21 protein-coding genes and 1 riboswitch are annotated in these 23,626 nt (G+C 66.6%); of the genes, 13 read left to right on the top strand and 8 right to left on the bottom strand.

Annotation, left to right across the window (positions count from 1 at the left end; all coding sequences use genetic code 11):
* Positions 1-2,136, top strand: a 2,136-nt coding sequence (locus JMF82_RS13240) for a TonB-dependent receptor (protein ID WP_201315038.1), incomplete at its 5' end; no start/stop codon positions are given.
* 90 nt (positions 2,137-2,226) lie between these two features.
* Here JMF82_RS13240 and JMF82_RS13235 read toward each other — a convergent pair.
* Positions 2,227-2,577: a hypothetical protein gene (locus JMF82_RS13235; protein ID WP_201315037.1), complete on the bottom strand. Its 351-nt coding sequence runs from the start codon at positions 2,575-2,577 to the stop codon at positions 2,227-2,229.
* Positions 2,578-2,800: 223 nt separating this feature from the next.
* Positions 2,801-4,690, bottom strand: a complete 1,890-nt coding sequence (locus JMF82_RS13230; RefSeq protein WP_201315036.1) for an LTA synthase family protein — start codon at positions 4,688-4,690, stop codon at positions 2,801-2,803.
* A gap of 209 nt (positions 4,691-4,899) precedes the next feature.
* Here JMF82_RS13230 and glnE point away from each other — a divergent pair, with 209 nt between their 5' ends.
* Positions 4,900-7,752 (top strand): bifunctional [glutamate--ammonia ligase]-adenylyl-L-tyrosine phosphorylase/[glutamate--ammonia-ligase] adenylyltransferase, encoded by a 2,853-nt coding sequence (gene glnE, locus JMF82_RS13225; RefSeq protein WP_201315035.1) that lies wholly within the window; start codon positions 4,900-4,902, stop codon positions 7,750-7,752.
* A gap of 30 nt (positions 7,753-7,782) precedes the next feature.
* On the opposite strand, the gene JMF82_RS13220 is transcribed toward glnE, so the two are convergent.
* Entirely contained in the window at positions 7,783-8,760 is a 978-nt protein-coding gene (locus JMF82_RS13220) for a mitochondrial fission ELM1 family protein (RefSeq protein ID WP_201315034.1), read from the bottom strand.
* Between the two features lie 135 nt (positions 8,761-8,895).
* Here JMF82_RS13220 and JMF82_RS13215 point away from each other — a divergent pair, with 135 nt between their 5' ends.
* The 6 genes from JMF82_RS13215 to JMF82_RS13190 all read left to right on the top strand — a co-directional run bounded on the left by JMF82_RS13215 (position 8,896) and on the right by JMF82_RS13190 (position 14,063).
* Positions 8,896-9,489 carry a malonic semialdehyde reductase gene (locus JMF82_RS13215; RefSeq protein WP_201315033.1) on the top strand — a complete coding sequence of 198 codons (594 nt, stop codon included), beginning with the start codon at positions 8,896-8,898 and terminating at the stop codon, positions 9,487-9,489.
* 55 nt (positions 9,490-9,544) lie between these two features.
* Entirely contained in the window at positions 9,545-10,138 is a 594-nt protein-coding gene (locus JMF82_RS13210; RefSeq protein ID WP_201315032.1) for a YceI family protein, read from the top strand.
* 210 nt (positions 10,139-10,348) lie between these two features.
* Positions 10,349-10,555 carry a zinc-finger domain-containing protein gene (locus JMF82_RS13205; RefSeq protein WP_038623211.1) on the top strand — a complete coding sequence of 69 codons (207 nt, stop codon included), beginning with the start codon at positions 10,349-10,351 and terminating at the stop codon, positions 10,553-10,555.
* A gap of 96 nt (positions 10,556-10,651) precedes the next feature.
* On the top strand, positions 10,652-11,779 hold the full coding sequence (locus JMF82_RS13200; RefSeq protein WP_201315031.1) for a glycosyltransferase: 1,128 nt from the start codon (positions 10,652-10,654) through the stop codon (positions 11,777-11,779).
* Positions 11,780-12,006: 227 nt separating this feature from the next.
* On the top strand, positions 12,007-13,278 hold the full coding sequence (locus tag JMF82_RS13195; protein WP_201315030.1) for an O-antigen ligase family protein: 1,272 nt from the start codon (positions 12,007-12,009) through the stop codon (positions 13,276-13,278).
* Positions 13,275-14,063 (top strand): glycosyltransferase family 2 protein, encoded by a 789-nt coding sequence (locus JMF82_RS13190; protein ID WP_201315029.1) that lies wholly within the window; start codon positions 13,275-13,277, stop codon positions 14,061-14,063. The genes JMF82_RS13195 and JMF82_RS13190 overlap by 4 nt, the downstream gene beginning before the upstream one ends.
* Before the next feature lie 28 nt (positions 14,064-14,091).
* Here the strand turns inward: JMF82_RS13190 and lpxL are convergent, their stop codons facing one another.
* Positions 14,092-15,009 carry an LpxL/LpxP family Kdo(2)-lipid IV(A) lauroyl/palmitoleoyl acyltransferase gene (lpxL, locus tag JMF82_RS13185; RefSeq protein ID WP_201315028.1) on the bottom strand — a complete coding sequence of 306 codons (918 nt, stop codon included), beginning with the start codon at positions 15,007-15,009 and terminating at the stop codon, positions 14,092-14,094.
* Positions 15,010-15,145: 136 nt separating this feature from the next.
* On the opposite strand from lpxL, the gene waaA reads away from it, so the two are divergent.
* Positions 15,146-16,411 (top strand): lipid IV(A) 3-deoxy-D-manno-octulosonic acid transferase, encoded by a 1,266-nt coding sequence (waaA, locus tag JMF82_RS13180; protein ID WP_201315027.1) that lies wholly within the window; start codon positions 15,146-15,148, stop codon positions 16,409-16,411.
* 71 nt (positions 16,412-16,482) lie between these two features.
* Here the strand turns inward: waaA and JMF82_RS13175 are convergent, their stop codons facing one another.
* The 3 genes from JMF82_RS13175 to JMF82_RS13165 all read right to left on the bottom strand — a co-directional run bounded on the left by JMF82_RS13175 (position 16,483) and on the right by JMF82_RS13165 (position 18,998).
* Entirely contained in the window at positions 16,483-17,811 is a 1,329-nt protein-coding gene (locus JMF82_RS13175; protein ID WP_201315026.1) for a TolC family outer membrane protein, read from the bottom strand.
* A gap of 26 nt (positions 17,812-17,837) precedes the next feature.
* Positions 17,838-18,497, bottom strand: a complete 660-nt coding sequence (locus tag JMF82_RS13170) for a protein-L-isoaspartate O-methyltransferase (RefSeq protein ID WP_201315025.1) — start codon at positions 18,495-18,497, stop codon at positions 17,838-17,840.
* A gap of 165 nt (positions 18,498-18,662) precedes the next feature.
* Entirely contained in the window at positions 18,663-18,998 is a 336-nt protein-coding gene (locus tag JMF82_RS13165) for a hypothetical protein (protein WP_201315024.1), read from the bottom strand.
* 98 nt (positions 18,999-19,096) lie between these two features.
* Between JMF82_RS13165 and JMF82_RS13160 the strand changes: the two genes are divergently transcribed.
* The 4 genes from JMF82_RS13160 to JMF82_RS13145 all read left to right on the top strand — a co-directional run bounded on the left by JMF82_RS13160 (position 19,097) and on the right by JMF82_RS13145 (position 23,006).
* The gene (locus tag JMF82_RS13160; RefSeq protein ID WP_201315023.1) at positions 19,097-19,747 is read left to right on the top strand and encodes a TetR/AcrR family transcriptional regulator; all 651 of its coding nucleotides are present in this window, start codon (positions 19,097-19,099) and stop codon (positions 19,745-19,747) included.
* Between the two features lie 81 nt (positions 19,748-19,828).
* Positions 19,829-19,923: riboswitch (TPP riboswitch) on the top strand.
* A gap of 141 nt (positions 19,924-20,064) precedes the next feature.
* Positions 20,065-21,942 carry a phosphomethylpyrimidine synthase ThiC gene (gene thiC / locus JMF82_RS13155; RefSeq protein WP_201315022.1) on the top strand — a complete coding sequence of 626 codons (1,878 nt, stop codon included), beginning with the start codon at positions 20,065-20,067 and terminating at the stop codon, positions 21,940-21,942.
* Between the two features lie 224 nt (positions 21,943-22,166).
* Positions 22,167-22,751: a ferritin-like domain-containing protein gene (locus tag JMF82_RS13150; protein WP_201315021.1), complete on the top strand. Its 585-nt coding sequence runs from the start codon at positions 22,167-22,169 to the stop codon at positions 22,749-22,751.
* A gap of 57 nt (positions 22,752-22,808) precedes the next feature.
* Positions 22,809-23,006: a hypothetical protein gene (locus tag JMF82_RS13145; protein WP_201315020.1), complete on the top strand. Its 198-nt coding sequence runs from the start codon at positions 22,809-22,811 to the stop codon at positions 23,004-23,006.
* 51 nt (positions 23,007-23,057) lie between these two features.
* Here JMF82_RS13145 and ppa read toward each other — a convergent pair whose 3' ends face one another.
* Positions 23,058-23,594, bottom strand: coding sequence for an inorganic diphosphatase (gene ppa, locus JMF82_RS13140; protein WP_201315019.1), 537 nt, complete (start codon positions 23,592-23,594; stop codon positions 23,058-23,060).
* Between the last annotated feature and the right edge of the window lie 32 nt (positions 23,595-23,626).

Genomic DNA, 23,626 nt, shown 5'->3' with positions numbered 1-23,626 from the left:
CGCCTGCTGCAAGGCACCGGTCTCGAATACGGCTTTACGCAGGCAGGCACCGTGGTGGTGAAGCCTCGCGAGAAGCCTGATGCCCGCGCCGCCCTCGACAGATCCAGGGCACCCGCCGCCGCCAAGGACCTCATGCCGGTGGAAGCCATTGCGCTGGTGGGACGCGATGCCGGCTTCATGGGGACGTCCAACAGCATGGCGGCGCGCAACGACGCCGACCTCATCGACGTGCCGCAATCGGTCAGCGTGGTGACGCGCGGCCTGATGGACTCGCAGCAGCTGCTCACCGTCGCCGATGCGGTACGGAACGTGGCCGGCGTGCAGTACGTGGAAGGCTCCGATGGCCTGCCACTGTTCCAGATCCGCGGCTTCTACACCGGCAATGGGCTTACCGACGGCATGCCCAACAGCATCGCCGGATCGGGCGATTTTCCGCCGCTGATCGGCGTGCAGCGCGTCGAAGTACTGAAGGGGCCGCAATCGGTATTGGGCGACACCACCGGCAGCAACTTCGGCGGCCTGGTGAACGTCACCATCAAGCAGCCGCAAAGCGTACCGGTGCAGCAGTTGAGCGCGATGATCGGCGAACAAGGCCAGGTGCAGGCCGGCCTGGACATGGCCGGCCCGCTGGGGCATGCGCCCGGCCTCACGTATCGACTCGTGGTGTCGGGCGATTACGGTTACCGCTCGCCGCAGGGTTATCTCAACCGGCGCAATGCCTACCTCGCGCCCGCCCTGGGCTGGCAGGGCGACACCACCGATCTGGTGGTGGGCATGCAACGCATCGTCAACCGCTTGCCGATTCCCGACCACGTGGTGCTTCTGGGTGACTCGCTTTCCACGGCATCGCCGGATGGGCTCCTGCCGGGCAACCCGCGCGACTTCGCCAACTACCAGACCGACCGCCTCTACTACCTGCTCGACCAGCAGGTAGGCAACAACTGGACGTGGCGCAGCCGCGGCCAATACGTGCGCCAGCGAAACAACCAGCACAGCTGGACGCTGTACAACCCGATGGCCAATGGCGACGCCTCGGCCGTGGCCGAGGCCTACCGCTACGACGACACCTACTACTCGCTGCAGAACGACCTGATCCGCAGCTTCGATACCGGGTCGCTGCAACACACGGTGACGCTCGGCGCCGACTACGCGCGCTCGCGCATCGGTCATTCCGACGACTATGTCCACGCGTATGACGATGGGGTCTACAACCTGTTCAGCAGCCGCCAGCTGCCGATCGTCGCGTCGGTGATCCAGCCGCAGGACAACCAGCCCTTGGGCGGCACCCCGTGGTCGGTGGACAGCGGCTTGTTCCTGCAGGACCAGTTGGCCTGGGGCGAGCACTGGGAGATGCTGCTGGCGCTGCGGCGCGCCGGCTACGAAGTGTCGACCGAAGACGTCGATGGCAACCCGTGGACGCCACGCCGCACCAAGTGGGTGCCGAACATCGGCCTCGTCTACAAGCTCACGCCGGACATTGCCCTGTACGGCGGCACCTCGAACGGGTTCCAGCCGGTGTCCTATCTCGGCGAGAACGGACGTCCACTGGTGCCGGCGCTTTCACGCCAGCTGGAGGCGGGCGCCAAGTTCAACCTGTTCAACGAGCGTGCGCGCCTCACGGTGTCGCTGTATCGCATCACGCTCGACCACAGCTACCTGCTGGTGGATGAGCAGCCGCCGAATTTCGCGAGCTTCGGGCCCGGCCAGACCAACCGCGGCGTGGAAGTGGAGTTCGCCGGCGAGGTGGCGCCGGGGCTGGACCTCAGCAGCAGCTACACCCATGCCTTGATCAGCAACCACGATGGCTCCATGCCCACCGGCGCGCCACGCCAGCGCTTCAACCTGTGGGCGAGTTACTGGTTCCAGGGTGGCCCGCTGCGTGGCTGGGGCGTGGCCGGCGGCGTAATGGCGCGCGGGCGTTCGCTCGGGCAGAGCCTAGACTACGCCACCTACTACGCGACACCGGGCCAGGCGGAAGCAGGCGCCAATATTTCCTATCGTGCCGATCGCTGGGGCGTGACCCTCGGCGTGAAGAATCTTTTCGCGCGACGGTTGATTGCCGACGATTTCAACGAGACGTTCGTGCCGTTGCGCACGCGACGCAGCTACCTGCTGTCGGGCAGCTACGACTTCTGAGCGGATCGCCGCGCGACGGCCGATGCCGGGCATAAAAAAATCCCGGGAGCGGTGCTCCCGGGATCTTCATTGCGTGACTGCCGCTGGAGATCAGCCGCCCGTCTGCGCGCCTGCCTCGACCTTGGCGTCGGTGGCGGCCTTCGCCTTGTGCGAGGCGTGCTTGCCGGCCTTGTGCGCTGCGTGTTCGGTGCTGCTGGTCGCCTTGTCCGCCGTGGCGGCGGCCTTGTCGGCCGTCTTCTCGGTGGTGGCGGTGGTCTTGTCCGCGACCTTGCTGGTCATGGCGGCCGTCTGGTCGACGGTCTTGCCGGCGGCGTCCTGCGCTGCCGCGGTGTTCGCGCTGGCTTCGACCTTCGCCGAGGCGGCGGCGTTCTGGGCGAACGCGGGCACGGCCAGGACCGAAGCAGCGGTGACGATGAGAGCGGCAAGCATGGTCTTACGCATGAGGAAAACCTCCAGTGTGGGAATGCCGACGAAGGCGTTGCTTCGCGGCTGGAATCCAAGCTAGACGGAATTCGCTCTACCGAACCTGAACGAAACCGGCTCCCTTAAGCCGGCAGACAGATCGCTGAATCCGCGCTGCGTGGCGTGCCACGGCGGGATCGTTCCCTACTTGTTTTCCGCGGGAAACGGCCGCCCGACTCAATCCGTTTGGACGTCCATACGGTTACTGCTGCACGCCGGCGGGCTCGGCTTGCTCGAGGCTGTCGACATGGGTGCCCCTCGCCTGGGCGGTCTGCACTTCCGCATGCGGCAGCAGCGGATCGAGTTTGCCCTTCATGCGCAACAGGGCGACGTTGGCCATGTCCTTGTCGGCGGTCTGCTCGTCGTGGTCTTCGCTGGCGGGTGGCGCACCCGGTGCGCGAGTGAGTGCGGCCAGCTGTGGCGCGATCACCTGGGTGAGCGCGAAGTAGGCGTCGTCGCGTACGCCGGCCTGCTCCAGCAGCCGGCCCGGCAGCATCCATGACGCAAGCGACTCCTGCTTCGCCGCGGTCGGGTTGCGTGGATCCACCAGCAGCCACACGCCGGCCTGGCTCAGCATGTCCTTGCCGTCCACGAAGCCGGTGACGTTGTACGTATCGGTAAGCGCCGGCAGGTGGTCGCCGTAGAACAGCAGCAGGGTGGGGCGTTCGCGATGGGCCAGCAGTTCGGCGAGCCGGCCGAGTTCCTGGTCGGCATGCTGCATGTGGTACAGGTAGTTCTGCAGCTCCAGCTTGTTCTTGCCGGTGACGCCGCCGGGCACCGGTATCGCGTCGCGTTGCGCGGCGTCGGCGGGCGGCACGTCGTAGGGACCGTGCGCTTCGATGCTGATGGCGAACAGGAACTGCGGCGGCCCCGCATCCTTCAGCTGCGCCATGATCTCGTCGGTCATCGCGCTGTCGGCCATGTACTGGCCATCCATCGCCGCGAGCGCGGGAAAGGACGAACGCGAGACGAAACGGTCGAAGCCAATCGCGCGGAACGCCGTGTTGCGGTTCCAGAAGCCCGGGTCGTTGCCGTGCAGCGCGACCGTCTCGTAGCCATGCGAACGCAGGACGCGCACCATGCTGGGCACGACCTTGTGGCTCATCTGCAGATAGGGGAACTGCAGGTCATCGAAGTAGCGCAACGACAGACCGGTAAGTACTTCGAACTCGGTGCGGATGGTGCCCCCGCCGTAGGTGGGTACGTGCAGCGCGCCACTCTCGCCCTCGGCCGCCAGGCGGTGCAGGTTCGGCGTGAGGTCGACGTCCTCGTAGCCTTTCATGATCGACGGGTCGAAGAATGATTCGCTCTGCACCACGACGATATCGGGACGCTCGCCCGGGTTCGTGGCCGCCTGCAGGCGTTCGCGCAGGCCCGGATCGGCGCGGGTGATCAACTGCTGCGCGGCGGCGGGGTCCGGCTTCTTGCGTGCATGCCCCTGGTGCAGGTGGAACATCACCAGCGAGCTGACCAGGCCGGAATGCTCGGCCGTGGCCTGCGCCGACCACGGCTCCAGCCACAGGTGCCGCCCGCCATAGATCCGGGTCCAGCCCGGCATGCCGGCCAGCAGCGTGCCCAGCAGCAGCACCAGCGCGGTGCCGCAGATCAACCGGCGGCCGCGCGTGCGGCGCGCGAACAGCGGCATTTCCTTGCGCCATGCGAGCACGATGATGCCCACGGCCACCAGCAGCGCCAGGTAAGGCCAGGGGCTCGCCGGCAGATAGCTTCCCAGCAGCTTGAGGCCGCCACGGCGCAGTTGGCCCAGCATGCGGAAGTCGGCCGGCATCAGCGGCGTATTGAGGTTGCTCACCTTCAGCGCGTTGACTGCGTAGACCAGCGCTTCGAGGACGAAGGCGATGCCGAAGGAGAGCAGCGGGCGCCGCGACAACACGAGCAGCAGCGTGGCCAGCAGCAGGCCGGGCAGGGCGTTGGCGATCGGGAAAATCGGCTGCGTGATGGCCTGGGTGGAACCCACGCCGGCGCCGCCGTCGATCAGGCCGGTGGCGAGGATGAAAATGACCGCCAGGCACGCGATATACGCCAGGCGAAAGGCGATGGAGCGCGCCGACGGTGCAAAAGGAGTCGCAGACATCGTCCTGGCATCCTGCAGATGGCTGTCATGCCTCGGACATCGTACTGTAATGGTCCGGATATGAACCAATTGTTGTGCGACGACGGGCAGTTGCACGCACAAACACGTCCAGGTCAACACGCCGCGGCCTTTGCCCGCGGTCATCGGGGCGTCATGCTGGGCCCGGCAAGCAGTCGGCAGCGCACCCGCCAGTACGGCACAATCCGCGGATGACCGTTCTCCACAGGCCTCAGGAATCGCCGGCGCTGCGTGCGCTGATCGACGACCGCTACAGTGAACTGGCCGCGCGCTGCCGCGCGCTCGGGGTGCCGCTGCATGACGATGCCGGCGTCGCCGAGCGCATCCGCTGCACCCTGCTCGCCAGCGATTTCGCCTTCGACGTATGGTCCCGCCAGCCGCACCTGCTTTCGCCGCAAGGGCTGGAGCGACTGCGTTCGAGCGGTGACGCGAGTGCCCGCATCGACTCGTTGAAGCTGCCCGAGGACGAAGCCGCGTGCTTCACCGGACTGCGACAGTTCCGTCACGCCGAGGCATTGCGCCTGGTATTCCGCGACATCAATGGACTGGACGAACTGCCCGAGACACTGTCGGCGACCAGCGTGCTCTACGAGATGCTGCTGGGTGCGGCGCTCGGCTGGTCCGAGCGGGCGCTCGCCGTGCGCTACGGGCACAGCCGCAGCCACGAAGGCGAGCTGCAGCGCATGGTGGTGATGGGGTTCGGCAAGCTCGGTGGCAGCGAGCTCAATTTCTCCTCCGATATCGACCTGGTGCTGGCCTACCCGCATGGCGGACAGAGCGACGGCGCCCGCTCGCTCGACAACAGCGAGTACTTCGTGCGACTCGCGCGCCAACTGGTGCGCCTGCTCAACGAACCCACGGTCGACGGCATCTGCGCGCGGGTCGACTTGCGCCTGCGTCCGTTCGGCAATGCCGGCCGCCTCGCGCTGCCGTTTTCGGCGATGGAGCAGTACTACCAGAGCGAAGGACGCGACTGGGAGCGCTACGCGTGGATCAAGGCGCGGCCGGTGGCGGGCGACCGCAACGGCGGCAAGGAGCTGCAGGATCTGCTGCGGCCCTTCATCTATCGCAAATACCTCGACTACACCGCGTTCGCCGGGCTGCGCGAGATGAAGTCGCTGATCGATGCCGAAGTCGCGCGCAAGGATCTCGCCGACAACCTCAAGCTCGGCCCGGGCGGCATCCGCGAGATCGAGTTCGTGGTGCAGCTGATGCAGATGATCCGCGGCGGCCGCGAGCCATCGCTGCGGGTGCGTGGCCTGCTGCCGGCGCTCACGGCCTGCGAGGCGCGCGGCCACATCAGCACGGCACGTGCACGCGCATTGCGCGAAGCGTATGTCTTCCTGCGCCGCGTGGAGAATCGCGTGCAGATGCTGCGCGACGCGCAGACGCACGACATTCCCGAGGACGCCTTGAGCCGTGAGCGCATCGCGCTTGGTCTGGGGCACGCCTCGTGGGAAGAACTGGAAGCGCAGCTGGCCATGCATCGCGCGCACGTCAGCGAGGAATTCGCCGAAGTGCTGATGCCCGAAGGCGGGCGTACCGCGAGCGCACCGGTGGAAGGCGTGGCGCTGTGGCAGCGCGCCTGCGTCGACACGCTGGACGCCCCCGCGATGGAGGCCTCCGGCTTCACACCGGGTGGCGAGGTGGCCGAGGCCTTGCAGAAGCTTTCACAGGCCGCCTCGGTGCGGGCGATGTCGCAGCGTTCGCGCGAGCAGCTCGATCGCCTGATGCCGCAGTTGCTGACCGTGGCGCGCGACAGCGCCGCGCCGGTGCCGTGCCTGCTGCGCCTGTGCCGGCTGGTGCAGGCGGTGGCGCGTCGTTCCTCGTATCTCACCTTGCTGGAAGAGCAGCCCGCGGCGCGCCTGCGCCTGGCGCGACTGTTTGCCGAAAGCGCGTTCCTCGCCGAGCGCGTGATCGCGCAGCCCTTGCTGCTCGACGACGTACTCGATCCGCGCATCGACCAGCTGCCGCTCAAGCGTGCCGACATCAGCGCGGAAATCGCCCGCGTACTGACCACGCTGGACGAGCGCGAGGCCGAGGCGGAGCTCGAGCGCATCAACGAATTCAAGGCCAGCGTGGCGTTTCGCCTGGGCCTGGCCTTCATCGACGGCCGCGCCGACGCCGTGGCCACGGCGCGCCGCCTCGCGGTGCTTGCCGAATCCATCGTCATCGCCGTCACGGCGCTGGCGGAACGCGAACTCGCCGCGCAGCACGGGCGTTTGCCCGGCGAGGGCTCCGGTTTTGCCGTGCTCGGCTATGGCAGCGTGGGCGGCGAGGAACTTGGCTTCGCGTCGGACCTCGACCTGGTGTTCGTATACGACACCAGGCGCGCGCATGCGATGAGCGACGGCGCGCGTTCGATGGAAGGCTCGCGCTGGTACCAGCGACTGGCGCAGCGCGTGATGAACTGGCTGACCGTGCTCACTCGCGCGGGGCGCCTTTACGAAGTGGACACGCGACTGCGGCCGGACGGTTCCAAGGGCCTGCTGGTGAGCAGTCTCGAATCCTTCACCGGCTACCAGAAGAGCCGTGCGTGGACGTGGGAACACCAGGCCTTGCTGCGCGCGCGCCCGATTGCCGGCGACAGCGCGCTGCATGCGGAGCTCGCCGCGGTGCGCCGCGAAGTGCTGGCGGTGCCGCGCGATCGCGCGTCGGTACTGCGGGAAGTCAGCAGCATGCGCCAGCGCTGGCGTGCGGAGCGTGACCGTTCGGACGACATCCAGTTCGACATCAAGCAGGGGCTGGGCGGCTTGCTCGACATCGAGTTTGCGCTGCAGGGCCTGGTGCTCGCGCATGCCTCCGAGCACCCGTCGCTGCTCAACGCCACGGCCAACGCCGCGCTGATCGAAGCGTGCCGCAACGTAGGCCTGCTCGATGGTCGCCAGGCGGGCTTGTTTGCCGAGGCGCATGCCGTGTTGCTGCATCGCGCGCTGGCCTGCACGCTGGACCTGCGCTCGCGCATCGCGCCACGCGATGCCGAGCTGGAACGCTTGTCGGGGCAGGTGCAGGAGGTCTCGATCGAACTGGGCTTCGCCTTCTGACGCGCGCGCGCGGACCGGTGCGGCGCAAATTCAGTCCTGCAGCTGACGCGCCGCGATGCGCTCGCGCAGGATCGCCGCGATGGCGGCCGTCTCGCGCAAGGGTTCGACCTGGGCGAAGGTGGTCGTGTCCAGACCATGCAGGCGACCGGTGTCGCGCAGGGCGCGATGGAAGCGTTCCAGCCTGGTCGGCAAGGAGCCGACGACGAACGTCTGCACCGGGCATCCGACGGCGCACGCTTCCGACAGCATGTTCACCGAGTCGGGCGTGACCACCAGGCGATCGGCCCAGCCCAGCACGCCCGGATACGGGTTGCCGCCATCGTCCTGCCCCGACCAGATCAGGCCGCGCATGCCGGACAGGCGCTGGCGCATCAACGTCATCAGCGATCGCGGCGTGCGCCTCGACGCAAGCACCAGCAGGCTGCCGCCCTCGTCGTGTTGGCGCGCCAGCAACTGGTCGGCAAGCCGCGTGACGTAGCCTTCGTCGAACGCGACGCCCTTGCGTGGGCCGCCCAGCAGCACGCCGACGCGCGGTTGCGGCAATTCGCCGAAGCCCGGATCGGCGTCACGTCCGTCCTGCAGCCAGGCATCGTCGACCGGATTGAGGGAGCCCAGGGGCTGCAGCACGTTGGGGGCCGACAGCTGATCGTGGCGAGGCGCAATGACCGTATCCCACTGCGCGGGGTCGATGCGTGGATCGAGGATCTGCACGGTGTAGCAACGTCCGCCGCTCAGCTTGCGCAGGAGCCGCGTATAAAGCGCCGACAGGCGGCCGCAACCGATGGCGACCGCGGGCCACGGCGCCGCAAATTGTTGCCGTTGCGCGAATGAAAGCGCGGACAGCGCGCCGACGGTGAGCCGGGGCGACAGCCACGACCAGGGCGCGCGTGGTTCCAGCTGCCAATGGCGCGCCGGCATCTCCAGCCGCTGGGCCAGCGCCAGCGCCTGGCGCTGGTTGCCGGCGGCCGCGTCGGTGATCACCCAGCAATCGCCATGCAGCTTCAGCATGGGTCTGTGACCTGCGGCATTGTTTCCCTGGGCAGCACAGTTCGTTTCATTTGCCTGGGTCCTGTTTGGCCGCGCCCGCGCTTACACTGACGGTTGTTGCGCCACCGGTGGCGCGTCGTGAACCGAAGGATACCCATGAGCGAGAAGCTTTCCGAGGCCGCCCTCGACCAGTTGTTCCGCAGCGCACGCACCTTCAACGCGTGGTTGCCGAAAGAGGTGAGCGACGAGCAGTTGCACCAGCTCTACGAACTGGCCAAGTTCGGGCCGACCAGCGCCAACTCCTCGCCGATGCGCGTGGTGTTCGTGAAGTCGCAGGAGGCCAAGGCAAGGCTCTCGCCGTTCCTGTCCGAAGGCAACCGCGCCAAGACCATGGCCGCACCGGTCACCGCCATCGTGGCGACCGACCATGAGTTCTACGAGAAGCTGCCGCAGCTGTTTCCGCACGCCGACGCACGCAGCTGGTTCTTCGGCAACCAGCCGCTGATCGACACCACCGCTTTCCGCAACGGCACCCTGCAGGGCGCGTACGTGATCATGGCGGCCCGTTCGATCGGCCTGGATTGCGGCCCCATGTCGGGTTTCGACAATGCCGGCGTGGACGCGGCGTTCTTCGCCGGCACCACCATCAAGTCCAACTTCCTGATCAACATCGGCTATGGCGACGCCAGCCGTGACCTGTTCCCGCGCAGCCCGCGTCTGAGCTTCGACGAGGCCTGCCGCATCGCCTGAGCCTTCGGCTCTTCCGTTTCGCGCAGTCCCCACAAAACCCCTAGGAGATTTTTACATGCGTGCACTTCGTTACCTCGTTCTCGCCGGCCTGCTCGGCGCTGCCGTTACCGCCCAGGCCACCCCGGTCACCTACAAGCTCGACCCGGGCCACACCTTCGTGCTGTTCAGCTGGAACCATTTCGGCTTCTCCAACCCGACCGCGAACCTCGGCCTGGGCGAGGGCACCCTGGTGTTCGACGAGAAGGATCCGGCCAAGTCGTCGGTGGACGTCACGCTGCCGCTGGCCGACCTCGACACGCACGTGTCCAAGCTGGATGAGCACCTGAAGAAGCCGGACTTCCTCGATGCCGACAAGTACCCGAGCATCACCTTCAAGAGCACCAAGGTGCAGGCGGTGGGCGGCAACAAGTACAAGGTGACGGGCGACCTTACCGTGCATGGCGTGACCAAGCCGGTGGTGCTCGACGCCACGCTCAACAAGAGCGGCGAGCACCCGATGCTAAAGGTGCCGACGGTGGGCTTCGACGCCGTGGCCACGCTCAAGCGTTCCGATTTCGGCGTGGGCGCCTACGTGCCCAACGTCAGCGACGAGATCAAGGTGCGCATCACCACCGAGGCCTCCGTGCCGAAGACCGACGCCACCAAGTAAGCCTGGCCGGTTTCCGGAAAGCCCGCGCTGTCATGGCGCGGGCTTTTTTCGTTTCCGCCGATGGTCGTGCGATGCCATGAGGGTGCCGATGGCTCGGCGCGTCCGCGGCCGCATGGGTCGTGCCTGCGACCATCGGGAGGTCGCGGCCACCTCGGCGCGCAGTCCGCCTGTTAACATGCCCGATCCGGTGTCCTGATGGAGTTTTACCCCATGTCGCCTTCCCCTGCGGCTGCCCCGTTGATCCCGGCGAATGCCGAAAATCGTTACGAAGTGACGCGCGCGGACCTTCCGCTGTCCTGCCCGATGCCCGGCATGGCGCTGTGGAATTCCCATCCGAAGGTTTATCTGCCGGTCGTCGAGGATGGCGGCGAGTCCACATGTCCTTATTGCGGCGCGCATTACGTGCTGCGCGACTGATTTTCCCCGGATGGTTTCATTTGAAACTGTCGTCCGGATGCGTTTAGGCACGATTGCTGCTTGCCTCTAGGGATGAAGGCACCTTACGAACCCATCATGTCAGCAGTCGCCACGCCAGCGAGGTCTCTGACCGTCGTTCAGCTGATCCCCGCCCTGCAATCGGGCGGCGCTGAGCGTTCTGCGCTGGAAATCGCGCGCGCGCTGGTGGCGGCGGGTCATCAGTCGGTGGTCATTTCCGCCGGAGGTCGCCTGGTGTCGCAGCTGGAGGCCGAGGGCAGCCGGCACATCACCCTGGACATCGGCCGCAAGTCGCTGGGCACGTTCATGAAAGTGGGCGCGCTGCGTCGCGTGTTGCGCGAACTCAAGCCCGATATCGTGCATGCCCGCTCGCGCCTGCCGGCCTGGGTGGGCTGGTGGGCGATCAAGGGGCTGAAGCCTTCGCCGCATTTCGTGACCACCGTGCACGGGCTCAACACGCCGGGCCGCTACAGCTCCATCCTGCTGCGTGGCGAGCGCGTGATCGCGGTATCGCAGACGCTGCGCGACTACATGCTGAGCCATTACTCGTGGCTGGAGCCCTCGCGCGTGCGCGTCATTCCCCGCGGCATCGACCCGGACGCCTTCCCGTACGGCCATCGCCCCGATGATGGCTGGCACAAAGCCTTCTTCGCCGAGTTTCCCGCGCTGGTCGGGGCGCCGTTGCTGACCCTGCCCGGTCGCGGCACCCGGTTGAAGGGGCACCACGACGCCATCGAGCTGGTGGCCGAGCTCAAGCGCCGCGGCATCGACGTGCGTCTCCTGCTGCTGGGGGTGATCGAGCCGGGGCGCGAGGCCTACGTGGCGGAGCTGCGTGAACTGATCCGCAGCCGCGGGCTGGAGTCGCAGGTCGTGCTTACACCGCCGCGCGCCGACGTGCGTGACATCTACGCCATTTCCTCGCTGGTGCTGCAGCTGTCGAACAAGCCGGAATCGTTTGGCCGCACGGTCATCGAGGCGCTGTCGCTGTGCCGCCCGGTGCTGGGCTATGCGCACGGCGGCGTGGGCGAGCTGCTGGCCGAGCTGTACCCCGCCGGCCGCGTGCCGCCGTCGGACCAGGAGCGACTGGTCGAACGCGCCGCCGAGCTGCTGCGCGTGGCGCCGCCGATTCCCATGCTGCAGAGCTATCGCCTCAGTGACATGCAGCAGGCCACGCTGGCGCTCTACGACGAACTCACCGCGGCCTGATCGGCCGGATCGGCGCACGGCTCACCTACAATGCGTGGGCCCAAAGGCAACACCCCGTCATTTGCATTCAACCTGTGGGGCCCGCCCTGTCTGTCCGCAGGCCTTCGGTCCGCTGGCTCGACAGACGGCCAGTCTGCCTTCGCCATCGGCCCTGTGACCTGCGAACAGACAGGGCGGGTAACGACGGCGATACTTGATCAGTGTTGCCTTAACCAGCCGATGCCCGCATGAGTCCATTCACTGCTTCCCTGAAGGCCGCCCTGCGTTCGCCCCTGCTGCCGTTCTGGCTGGTGATCGCCCTGTTGCCGTTCGGGCGCAGCTCGGAACTGGGCACTTTCCTCTGCCTGATCGGCACGGTGCTGTTGTTTGCGCGACATCCTTCCGCGTTGCGCGAGCACGCCGGCGCGCGATTGCTTCTGTGGCTGCTGGCCGCCTATGTGGGCGCCGCGCTGTTGTCGTCGGTGGACTCGCTGGCACCGGGCAAGAGCTGGTCGACCGTCGCGGCCTTGTTGCGCTATGTGGCGCTGGGCCTCTATGCATGCTTTGCGATCCGCCGCGCGGAAAAGCTCGACGCGCTGTATGTCGCCGTCGCCGCAGTGGCGGCGTTCTGGGCGGTGGATGCGTGGGTGCAGGCGCTCACGGGCTGGAGCCTGGCCGGACGCGCCGAACCGGAACGCATCTCCGGCATCTTCGGCGCCGCCAACCTCAAGCTTGGCCCGACCCTGTCGGTGCTGTCGCCCTTCGTGCTGTGGGCCGCGCGACAGCGATGGGGCACCAAGGGGCTGTTGATCGCTTTCGTGTTGCTGCTGGGGCCGGTGCTGATGTCGGGTTCCCGTGCCTCCTGGCTGTGCTACCTGCTGGCAGGCGTGGGCTACGCATGGCATGTCGTCCGGTCACCGGGACGTTTCCTGGCGGTGGCCTGCGTGGGCCTTGCCGTGCTGCTCGCGGGCGGCGGCGTGGCATGGAAGACCTCCGAGCGATTCCAGCAGCGCATGGACCGCACGCTGCAGGCGGTCCACGGCACCGGCGAGTCGCTCGACTGGGCCACCAGCGGCCGCCTGGATATCTGGCGCACCAGCATCGCCATGTTCGAAGGCCATCCGATCAATGGCGTCGGTGTGCGCGCTTACCGCAACGCGTACCCGACCTACGCGCCGCCCAACGATCATTTCGTCGTAAGCGAGGAAGCCTGCGGCGTGGGCGAGGGCGCCTGCCATGCGCATCAATGGGTGCTGGAAGTGCTGACCGAAACCGGCTCGCTGGGCCTCTTGTGCTGGCTCGCGGCGATCGTTGCGGCGGTGAAGGCATGGCGGCGCGTCGGTGCCGCCGCGCGGGAGCGCGCGTTTCCGGTGACGCTGGCGCTGGCGGTGATGCTGTTTCCGCTCAACACGCACCTCGCTTTCTATTCGGCGTGGTGGGGGCTGCTGTTTGCCTGGCTGCTGGGTCTGTGGTGCGCGGCGTTGTTCGTGCTTCCGCGTAGCGACGAGGCGCCGGCATGAAGCGCGAGCCGCTGTCGGTCGTGGTGATCACCTACAACAACGCCGATACGCTGGATGCCTGTCTGAGCCAGGTCGATTGGGCGGACGAAATCATCGTGCTCGATTCGGGATCCACCGACGACACGCTGGCCATCGCCCGCCGGCACGGCGCGCGCACGGCCATCCACCCGTTTGACGATTACGGACCGCAGAAGCAGCGTGCCTACGACATGGCAGGCCACGACTGGATCCTCAACCTCGATGCGGACGAGATCCTCTCCGCCGGTACGCGCGAGGAAATCGAGCAGGCGCTGACCGCGCCGCGTCATGCGGGCTTCCGCCTGCCGCGGCGCGAGCGCATGTTCTGGACCGTGCAGCACCGCTGGAGCTGGCGCAACGGCCACCTGCGGCTGTTCGATCGGCGCCGTGGCGGCATGAACGACGTCGAGGTCCACTCCGCCGTGGAAGTGCGTGGCCCGGTGAAGACGCTGTGGCGCGCGGACTTCGTCAACGATGGCGATGGCGACATCGCCACGCGGGTGGAGAAGATCAATCGCTATACAACGGGCATGGTGGCGTACAAGCTGCGCAAGCGGCAGCGCTTCACCGGCCTGCGCATGGTGTTCTATCCGCCGGTGTTCTTCCTGCGGCAGTACATCGGCAAGCGCTATTTCCTCAATGGCTGGGCCGGTTTCATCGCCAGCGTCACCGGCGCGTTCTATGCGTTCCTCAAGTACGCGAAGCTGCATGAGGCGCGCGAACTCGCCTCACGCAAGGCACGGGAAGCACGTCGGACCAAGCGGTGAAGTGCGCTGCTCCATCACGTCTGTCGGATCAGTAGACCGAAGGGCTTCCTTCCGGCCGCGTCTTGAAACGCTTGTGCACCCATAGATACTGCTCGGGCGCCGCGCGCACCATGTCCTCGATGCAGGTGTTGACGCGCGCGGTGTCTTCCAGCGGATCGCGGCTGGGGAAATCCTGCAGTGGTGCGCCCAGCCGCAACGCGTATCCCGCATTGCCCGGGAGGCGGCGATGGAAGAACGGGATCACCAGCGCGCCGGACAGGCGGGCCAGATGGTGGGTGGCGGTGATGGTGGCCGCCGGTATGCCGAAGAACGGCACGAAGACGTTGTCCTTGCTGCGCATGTCCTGGTCCGGCGCATACCAGAGCGTGCCACCGTTGCGCAGGTACTTCACCGTGCCGCGGATGTCGTCCTTGTCGAACATGGCCTCGGCGTAGTCCAGCCGCGCGCGCAGCACGGCCCATTCGAACGCCGCCGAATCCATCTTGCGATACATGCCGGAAATGCGGATGCGCTGCGACACGAGTCGGGCGCACAGTTCCAGATGGGAGAAGTGGCCGCCCACCAGCAGCACGCCCTTGCCTTGCGAGCGCGCCGCTTCCAGGTGCTCCAGGCCCTCGACGGTGACGGGCACGTCGGCGATGGCACGCTCGCTGCCCATCCAGCCGAGCGCGAACTCCACCATCATCAGGCCGATGTCGCGCAGGTGCGCGTTCACCAGCTCGGCCTGCTCGGCCTTCGGCAATGACGGAAAGCACAGCGCGATGTTCGCCTCGGCGATATGCCGGCGCGGCGATGGCACCCGTTGCACCAGCTGGCCCAGGAAACGACCCAGGCCCATCAGCCAGGGGCGGGGCAGGCGGGCGATGAGCCATACCACGCCGACGCCGAGCCAGCCTGGCCAGTGCTGAGGAGCGAGCAGGGAGCGCGTGAAAGAGGGGCGGGACATGCCGGGCATCGCGCGATTGTAGGGAACTAGCCAAATCGAGGCGAGCCGCGCAGGTCAAGGCGGGAGGCGAAAAGGCGCGGGGACGGCGCGCCACGACTAGCCGATATACTGGCGCACCGCATCCAAGGGCCGGCCGTTGCTCTACCTCTATACCCTCGCGATGTACCTGGTGACGCCGATCATCGTGCTGCGCCTGCTGGCGCGCGGCGTGCGTTACCGCGACTACCACAAGCGCTGGCGCGAGCGCTTCGGTTTCTTCGAGGCGCCGGGCTTTGCCGGCAGCCTGTGGGTGCATGCGGTGTCGGTGGGCGAGGTCAATGCCGCCGAGCCATTGATCAAGGCGTTGCGCAACGATTACCCGAACGCCCCGCTGGTGGTCACCACGGTAACGCCCACGGGGTCCGAGCGCGTGCGCCAGCTGTTCGGCGACAGCGTGTTCCACGTCTATCTTCCCTACGACCTGCCGTTCGCCGTGACACGCTTCATGCGTCGCGTGCGCCCGCGCCTGGCGATCATCGTGGAGACGGAGATCTGGCCGAATCTCTACTTCGCGTGCCGCAACCGCGGCATCCCGCTGATGATCGTCAACGCGCGCCTGTCGGAGCGCTCGCTGCGCGGCTACAAGCCGATGGGCAGCCTGGTTGCCCGCGCACTGGGTTGCGTGAGCCAGATCGCCGCGCAGTCGCGCACCGATGCCGCGCGCTATCGCGAACTGGGCGCCGATCCCGAGAAGATCGTGGTGACCGGCAATCTCAAGTTCGACATGCCGGTGCCCTACGACGCCGAGCTGAAAGGCGATGAGCTGCGCCATCAGTGGGGCCGCCTGCGGCCCGCATGGATCGCCGGCAGTACGCACGAAGGCGAGGAGCTGCCGGTGCTGGAAGCGCACCTGGAAGTGCTCACGCGCTGGCCCGATGCACTGCTGCTGATCGCGCCGCGCCATCCCGAACGCTTCAAGCTGGTGGAGAACTCGGCGCGCAGCCTTGGCTTCACGGTCGGCACGCGCAGCGCCGATCGCGTGCCCTCGGCATCGCACCAGGTGTTCGTGATCGACGCGATGGGCGAGTTGATGCCGTTCTATGCCGCCTCGGACCTGGCCTTCGTGGGTGGCAGCCTGGTGCCGATCGGCGGCCACAACGTGCTGGAGCCGGCGGCATTGTCGACGCCGGTGCTGGTGGGGCCGCACACCTTCAACTTCGAGGAAATCACCCTCACGCTGATCCAGGAAGGCGGCGCCACGCGCGTCAACAGCGCCGAGGAACTCGGCACGCAGGTGCTGCAGCTGCTGCGTGACGAGCCGCGACGTGACCGCATGGGCATGGTGGCGCGCATCGTGTTCGACAGCGAGCGTGGAGCCGTCAAGCGCGTCATGGGAATGATCGACCGCCTGCTGCAGGAATAGACGCCGATCTTTCGAGACAAAAAAAGGCCGGGCATCGCCCGGCCTTTTTCTGGGGATACGTCGATGCGCGGTTACTGCAGCATCGCGTTGACCATCTCCATGTCCTTCAGGTCGATCGAGCCGGCCGACTGCTTGAGCTGCAGCTGGTCGAGCACCAGCTGGTGGCGCGACTGCGAGTAGCTGCTCTCGGCCTGGGTCAGGGTCTGGATCGCGTTGAGCACGTTCAGCATGGTCTGGGTGCCGACGTCGAAGCCGGCACGCGTCGCTTCGAGTGCCTTCTGGCCCGAATCCACCGACGCCTTGTTGGCCTCCACCTGGCTGATGCCGGCGAGCACCGAGCGGTAGAAGTTCAGCGTGTCGCGCACCACCTGGCGGCGGGTGGACTCCAGCGAGTCCTGCGCTTCGTCGCGCTGGTAGATCGACTGGCGCACCTTCGACTGAGTGGCTCCGCCCGAGAAGATCGGGATGTTCACCTGCAGGCCGACCGTGGTGCCGTAGTCGCCGTTGCCGCGGAGGTTGGAGCTGCCGTTCTCGAACCAGGTGGTGTCCTTGCCGCGCGACACCGAGGCGCTCAGCGTCGGCAGGTGGCCGGCGCGTGCCGCGTCGATGGTGTGCTCGGCCGCCTGCACGCTGTACTGGCCGGCCTGGATGGTGGCGTTGGTCTTCAGCGCGGACTGCACCCAGGCATCCGGATCGGACGGATTGGGCGGAGCGAGCGGCAGGTCCTCGCGCAGCTTCTTGAGCTCGGTCACCGGCTTGCCGGTGATCTGGGTGAGCGCTTCCTTGGCGTCGTTGAGGGTGTTCTGGGCGGCGATGGTCTGTGCCTTGGCCAGTTCGTAGTACGACTTGGCCTGGTACACGTCGGTCACCGCCGAGAGGCCCACCTTGAAACGCTGGTCGGCCTGGTCGTAGGCCTCCTTGTAGGCGTCTTCGTTGGCCTTGGCGAACACCAGCGCATCCTGGCTGGTAAGCACGCTGAAGTAGGCGGTGGTGACGCGAACATAGAGATTCTGCAGCGAGGCTTCGTAGGTCGAATCCTGCGCCGACGCCTGCGAGTGGGCCGCCGACAGGTTGGCCCACTGGCTCAGGTCGACGATGGACTGGTCCAGGGTGGCCGACAGCGCGCGCGTGCGCGAATGGCCCTGGCCCTGGATGGTGCCGTTGGCGAGGTTGCTGCCCGTGGACTGCTGGGTCAGGCTGTAGGCGCCATTGAGCTGAGGCAGCATCACCGCACGCGCCTGGTTGACGCCTTCACCGGTAGCCAGGCGGGTAGCTTCCGCCTGCGACAGCACCGGATCATTGGCGCGGGCTTCTCGGTATGCATCCAGCAAGTCCTCGCTGTGGCCGGCCAGCGGGAGCGCCGACAGGGCCAGGGCAAGGGTCAGAAGCTTCAAGCGCATGGGTTGCCTCATGTTTGGGGAATGGGTCAGAAAACGAAGCGACGCGGCGGTTCGGCGTGCTTCAGGTACGGCAGGTCGGTTTCGAACAGCGACTCTTCGCGGTAGCGGCCGTTGCCTTCATGGGTAAGCAGCAGGACGTGCTGCACCGGCGACTCGCCGCGCACCACCAGCAGGCGGCCGCCGGGCTTGAGCCAGGACAGGAAACGCTGCGGGATCTGCGACACCGCGCCCGTCACCACCACGGCATCGAACAGGCCATTCGGCTGCCAGGCCGACACGGCCTCGCCCACTTCGAGCTTCACGTTGGCGATGCCGGCATGTGCCAGGCGGTCGCCGGCGGTGGCGATGAAGTCGGCATGGATGTCCACGCTGGTGACGCCGGCCGACAGCTTGGCGAGGCAGGCGGTGAGGAAACCCGAACCCGTGCCGATTTCCAGCACCTGGTCGGTCGGCAGCAGTTCCAGCGCCTGCAGCACGCGACCCTCGACCACCGGCTTCATCATCACCTCACCGTGGCCCAGCGGCAGGGCGAGGTCGGCGAAGGCCAGCTGGCGATGCTCGGCGGCAACGAAATCCTCGCGGCGCACGCTGCCGAGCACGTCGAGCACGCGTGCATCCAGCACCTCCCAGGGGCGCACCTGGTTTTCCACCATGTTGACCCGCGCCTGATCGAAGTTCATTGCCATCTTGCTTACGTCCTGATCGGATCGAAAAAAAGGCTAAAAATCATAAGCGCTTAGCCACTTTCCGACAATGTGCAAAGCCTGCGGCCTGCCCCTGATGCTACGAAGTGCCGGAAGTCACCGCGCTTGGTTGACGGAAGTCATGCGTGGCGCGGTGTCCGCGGACACTCATGCGCTGCGGCGATGAAACTGGAAGGGTGCCCCGAGCATGTCCGCCGGCAGGCGGGCGAGGGCATCTTCCACCGTCTGGTGCAAGGTCGCGTCAAGGCGACGCACCCGACCCAGGGGGGATGCCTCGCCATGGCTCTGCGCGGCAACGGCCAGCCAGGCCAGCCAGCGCGCCAGCCGGCCACGTTCGGTGGGATCCAGGCCAGCCAGTGCCGAGCGGGCCGCAAAGGCCGCCTGGCGGGCGCCGACCTGCCCGCGCTCAAGCCAACAGGCCATCGCACGCTGGGCGAGACGGTATGCCGGACTGAGGGAAAGTTCTGCGATAGTGGAGGACATGAGGAAAGCCGTGTATCGTGGCCGTGGAAAATAACTAAACCGTCCCGTATACTAAACGGCAGTTATTCATTTGTGAAGCCATTTTCGAAGGTATAGCCATGAGCACGATCCCGCAGACCAAGCCTCAGGGACCTGGCCGTCCCAAGGACATGGAAAAGCGCGCGGCGATCCTGGAGGCCGCCAAGGCCTTGTTCATCCGCAATGCCTTTGCGGGCACCAGCATGGATGCCGTGGCCGCCGAGGCGGGTGTTTCCAAGCTCACCGTCTACAGCCACTTCGGCGACAAGGACAACCTGTTCCGCGAGGTCATCCGCGCGCGCATCCAGGACCTCCTGCCCGAAGACACCTATCAATACGTCACCGGTGAAGACATCCGCGTGACGCTGGAACGCATTGCCCTGCATCACGTGCGGCTGGACTGCGACGTGCAGAACGTGGGTACCTTCCGGGCCATCCTCAGCGACTGCCGCCAGGGCAACCCCCGCTACGGCAAGCTGCTGTGGGAGGAAGGCCCCGAGCGCGGCCACGCCTTGATGAAACGCCTGCTGCAACAGGCGGTTGACGACGGCAAGCTGGACATCGCCAACGTCTCGCGCGCCGCCGGCCAGTTCACCTCCCTGATCAAGGGCGAGATGCTCATGCGCCGCATGTTCGGCTGCGAAGAGTGCGCCCAGTCCTACGCCGCCGAGCTGGAACAGACCGCTCGCGATGGCGTGGATATGTTCCTGCGCGCCTACCTGCCGCGCTGATTCCCGCCTACGGCAGCGTCCGGCTTGGGCCGCTTGCCGTTGTCGCACTCGCGACCAACCCCGCTTCGTGCTCAAATAGACGCCTTGAAGCGGGGGTGCCGGCAACAGCCGGCTGAGAGAGTCCCTTCGAACCTGATGCGGCTAGTACCGCTGTAGGGAGCTTCGCCGCACGGCACTTGAGTCCGTGCGTCCGGCGCCGTCGCTTCTGTTGCTGGTATGCGAATCCGTTCGCAACACCCCGCACGTCCCTGTGCGGAATCCCCAACAAAAGCGCGTCCCCTCGGGGATACCGCTTCGACCCCCCGGACGACTTGCCGATGAATGCCCTGCCCACCGACCTCGCGCGTGCCGCGCAGGAACTCTCCGAAGCCGTGACGCGCCCGATCCCGGGCTCGCGCAAGATCTACGTGCAGGGCAGCCGTCCTGACCTGAAGGTGCCGCTGCGCGAGATCTGCCAGGCGCAGACGCCGACCCTGTTCGGCGGCGAGGCCAATCCTCCGATCACCGTCTATGACACCTCCGGCCCGTACACCGACCCCGGCTACAAGGTCGACCTGGTCACCGGCCTGCCGGCGCTGCGCGCCGCGTGGATCGCCGAGCGCGGCGATACCGAGCAGCTCGCCGGGCTGAGCTCCGCCTTCGGCCGCGAGCGCGCCACCGACCACAAGCTCGATGCGTTCCGCTTCACCGCCACGCGCGCGCCGCGTCGTGCCAGGGCCGGCGCCAACGTCACCCAGATGCACTACGCGCGCCAGGGGCTGATCACGCCGGAGATGGAATACATCGCCATCCGCGAGAACCAGCGCATCGAGGCCCTGCATGGCAGCGCGCTGCTCAACCAGCATCCGGGCCAGTCCTTCGGCGCCGCGCTGCCCAAGCTGATCACGCCGGCATTCGTGCGCGATGAAGTGGCGCGCGGCCGCGCCATCATCCCGGCCAACATCAACCATCCGGAAGCGGAGCCGATGATCATCGGCCGCAACTTCCTCACCAAGATCAACGCGAACATCGGCAACAGCGCGGTGAGCTCCGGCATCGCCGAGGAGGTGGAGAAGCTGGTGTGGTCGATCCGCTGGGGCGGCGACACGGTGATGGACCTCTCCACCGGCAAGCACATCCACGAGACGCGCGAGTGGATCATCCGCAACTCGCCGGTGCCGATCGGCACGGTGCCGATCTACCAGGCGCTGGAGAAGGTGGGCGGCGTCGCCGAGGACCTTACCTGGGACATCTTCCGCGACACGCTGATCGAGCAGGCCGAGCAGGGCGTGGACTACTTCACCATCCATGCCGGCGTGCTGCTGCGCTTCGTGCCGCTCACTGCCAAGCGCGTCACCGGCATCGTCTCGCGCGGCGGCTCGATCATGGCCAAGTGGTGCCTGGCGCACCACAAGGAAAACTTCCTCTACACGCACTTCGAAGACATCTGCGAGATCATGAAGGCGTACGACGTGTCCTTCAGTCTCGGCGATGGCCTGCGCCCGGGCTGCGTGGCGGACGCCAACGACGCGGCGCAGTTCGGCGAGCTGGACACGCTGGGCGAGCTGACCCAGGTCGCGTGGAAGCACGACGTGCAGGTGATGATCGAAGGCCCCGGCCACGTGCCCATGCAGCTCATCAAGGAGAACATGGATCGCCAGCTGGAGAAGTGCCACGAGGCTCCGTTCTACACGCTGGGGCCACTGACCACCGATATCGCGCCGGGCTACGACCACATCACGTCCGCCATCGGCGCGGCGATGATCGGCTGGTTCGGTACCGCGATGCTCTGCTACGTGACGCCGAAGGAACACCTGGGCCTGCCCAACAAGCAGGACGTGCGCGACGGCATCATCGCCTACAAGATCGCCGCGCACGCCGCGGACCTGGCCAAGGGTCATCCTGGCGCGCAGGTGCGTGACAACGCGCTCAGCAAGGCGCGCTTCGAATTCCGCTGGGAGGACCAGTTCAACCTGGGCCTGGATCCGGAGAAGGCGAAGGAGTTCCACGACGAGACGCTGCCGAAGGACGCGCACAAGAGCGCGCACTTCTGCTCCATGTGCGGCCCGAAGTTCTGCTCGATGAAGATCACGCAGGACGTGCGCGACTACGCGGCCGAGCACGGCACGGGCGAGGCCGAGGCGCTGGAAGAGGGCATGGCCGAGAAGGCCGCGCAATTCCGCGCCGAAGGTTCCGAGGTCTACCACAAGGCATAACCCTCGGGCCCCTCTGTGGAAGCGCACCCCTGTGCGCGACTGCGGCATGGCGGCTTGCCGCTTCGCCGGTTGTCGCGCACAGGGCGCGCTTCCCCAAGGACGCCGCTCCGGGCGTGCGTGCCATCCAAGAGCGGCCTGAACCGTTGTTGCCGCTTTCACCTGCGTTTCGCGCGCTGCCGCCTACGGTCCGGCCATTGCCCAGCCAGTCCATAGTGAGGCACGCCATGGCAGCCAAGCCGTTTCTCAGCGACATCGAAACCATCCGCAAGCGCGCACGCGAGCATATCGACCAGGGTGCGATCACCGCCGGATACACCGCCGACCGCGAAACCGTGATCAAGCTTCTCAACGAAGCGCTGGCCACCGAGATCGTGTGCGTGCTGCGCTACAAGTATCACTACTACATGGCGAAGGGCATTCATGCCAAGAGCGTGGCGGCCGAGTTCCTCGAGCACGCGAATGAAGAGCAGGGGCACGCGGACCTGATCGCGCAGCGCATCACCCAGCTCGATGGCGCGCCGAATTTCTCGCCCGACGGACTGCTCTCGCGCAGTCATGCCGACTACGTGGAAGGCGATGATCTCGTCGACATGATCAAGGAAGACCTGGTGGCCGAACGCATCGCGATCGACAGCTATCGCGAGATCGTCAACTACCTCGGCACGGCCGACCCGACCACGCGGCGCTTGATGGAAGGCATCCTCGCGATGGAAGAGGAGCACGCGGAGGATCTTGCGACGCTGCTGGACGAACTGGGCAAGAAGGGCGAACCGGCGAAGCCGCGGCCGGAGAAGCGCACGAAGCACTAGTCAGCCATTCGCGCGCTGCCGCGTTACCGAGTGGAGCTGTCCAACCGGAGAGGCATCATGCCGATGTCGAACCCTGAGGCCCGCACGGGCCACGTGATACTGCGCGTCGTACTGACGGCGCTGTCCATCGCCGTGTTGCTGGCCTGCGTCCTGATGTGGTGGATGACGGTGTTCGATACGCCACAACCGGTCGCATCGTCCGCGGCTGCGCAACCTTCGGCCGCCGCGTCGCCGCAGGCCGGCGCGTCGGAGTAAGGCACAAAAAAACGCGCCACCCTCGAGGTGGCGCGTTTCCGTCAAGAGCGATCAGGCCTTGTCGGCTTCGTAGCGCTGGATGCCGCCGGTGATCTCGGCCTTCGCCTCGTCGGCGCCGACCCAGCCTTCCACCTTCACCCACTTGCCCTTCTCCAGATCCTTGTAGTGCTCGAAGAAGTGGCCGATGCGTTCCAGCCAGTGACCGGACACCTGCTTGATGTCCTTGATGTGCGCGTAGCCCGCGAAGATCTTCTCCACCGGTACCACCACCAGCTTCTCGTCGCTGCCGGCCTCGTCGGTCATCTTCAGCATGCCCACCGGATGGCAGCGGATCACCGAGCCCGGCACCAGCGGCAGCGGCAGGATCACCAGCGCGTCCAGCGGATCGCCGTCGCCGCCCAGCGTGCCCGGCACGTAGCCGTAGTTGCACGGATAGCGCATCGGCGTGGACAGGATGCGGTCGACGAAGATCGCGCCGCTTTCCTTCTCCACCTCGTACTTGACGGGCTCGGCATCCTTGGGGATTTCGATGATGACGTTGATTTCGTCCGGAACCTTGCGACCGGCGGAGACGAGGTGCAGACCCATGGGCTTGATCCTTGGCGTAGTCAAAAGCAAAG

The organism is Dyella sp. EPa41 (genome assembly GCF_016586165.1).
Taxonomy (GTDB): domain Bacteria; phylum Pseudomonadota; class Gammaproteobacteria; order Xanthomonadales; family Rhodanobacteraceae; genus Dyella.
The sequence above is the reverse complement of the archived record's forward strand: the minus strand, read 5'-3'. Positions and strand labels throughout refer to the sequence as shown.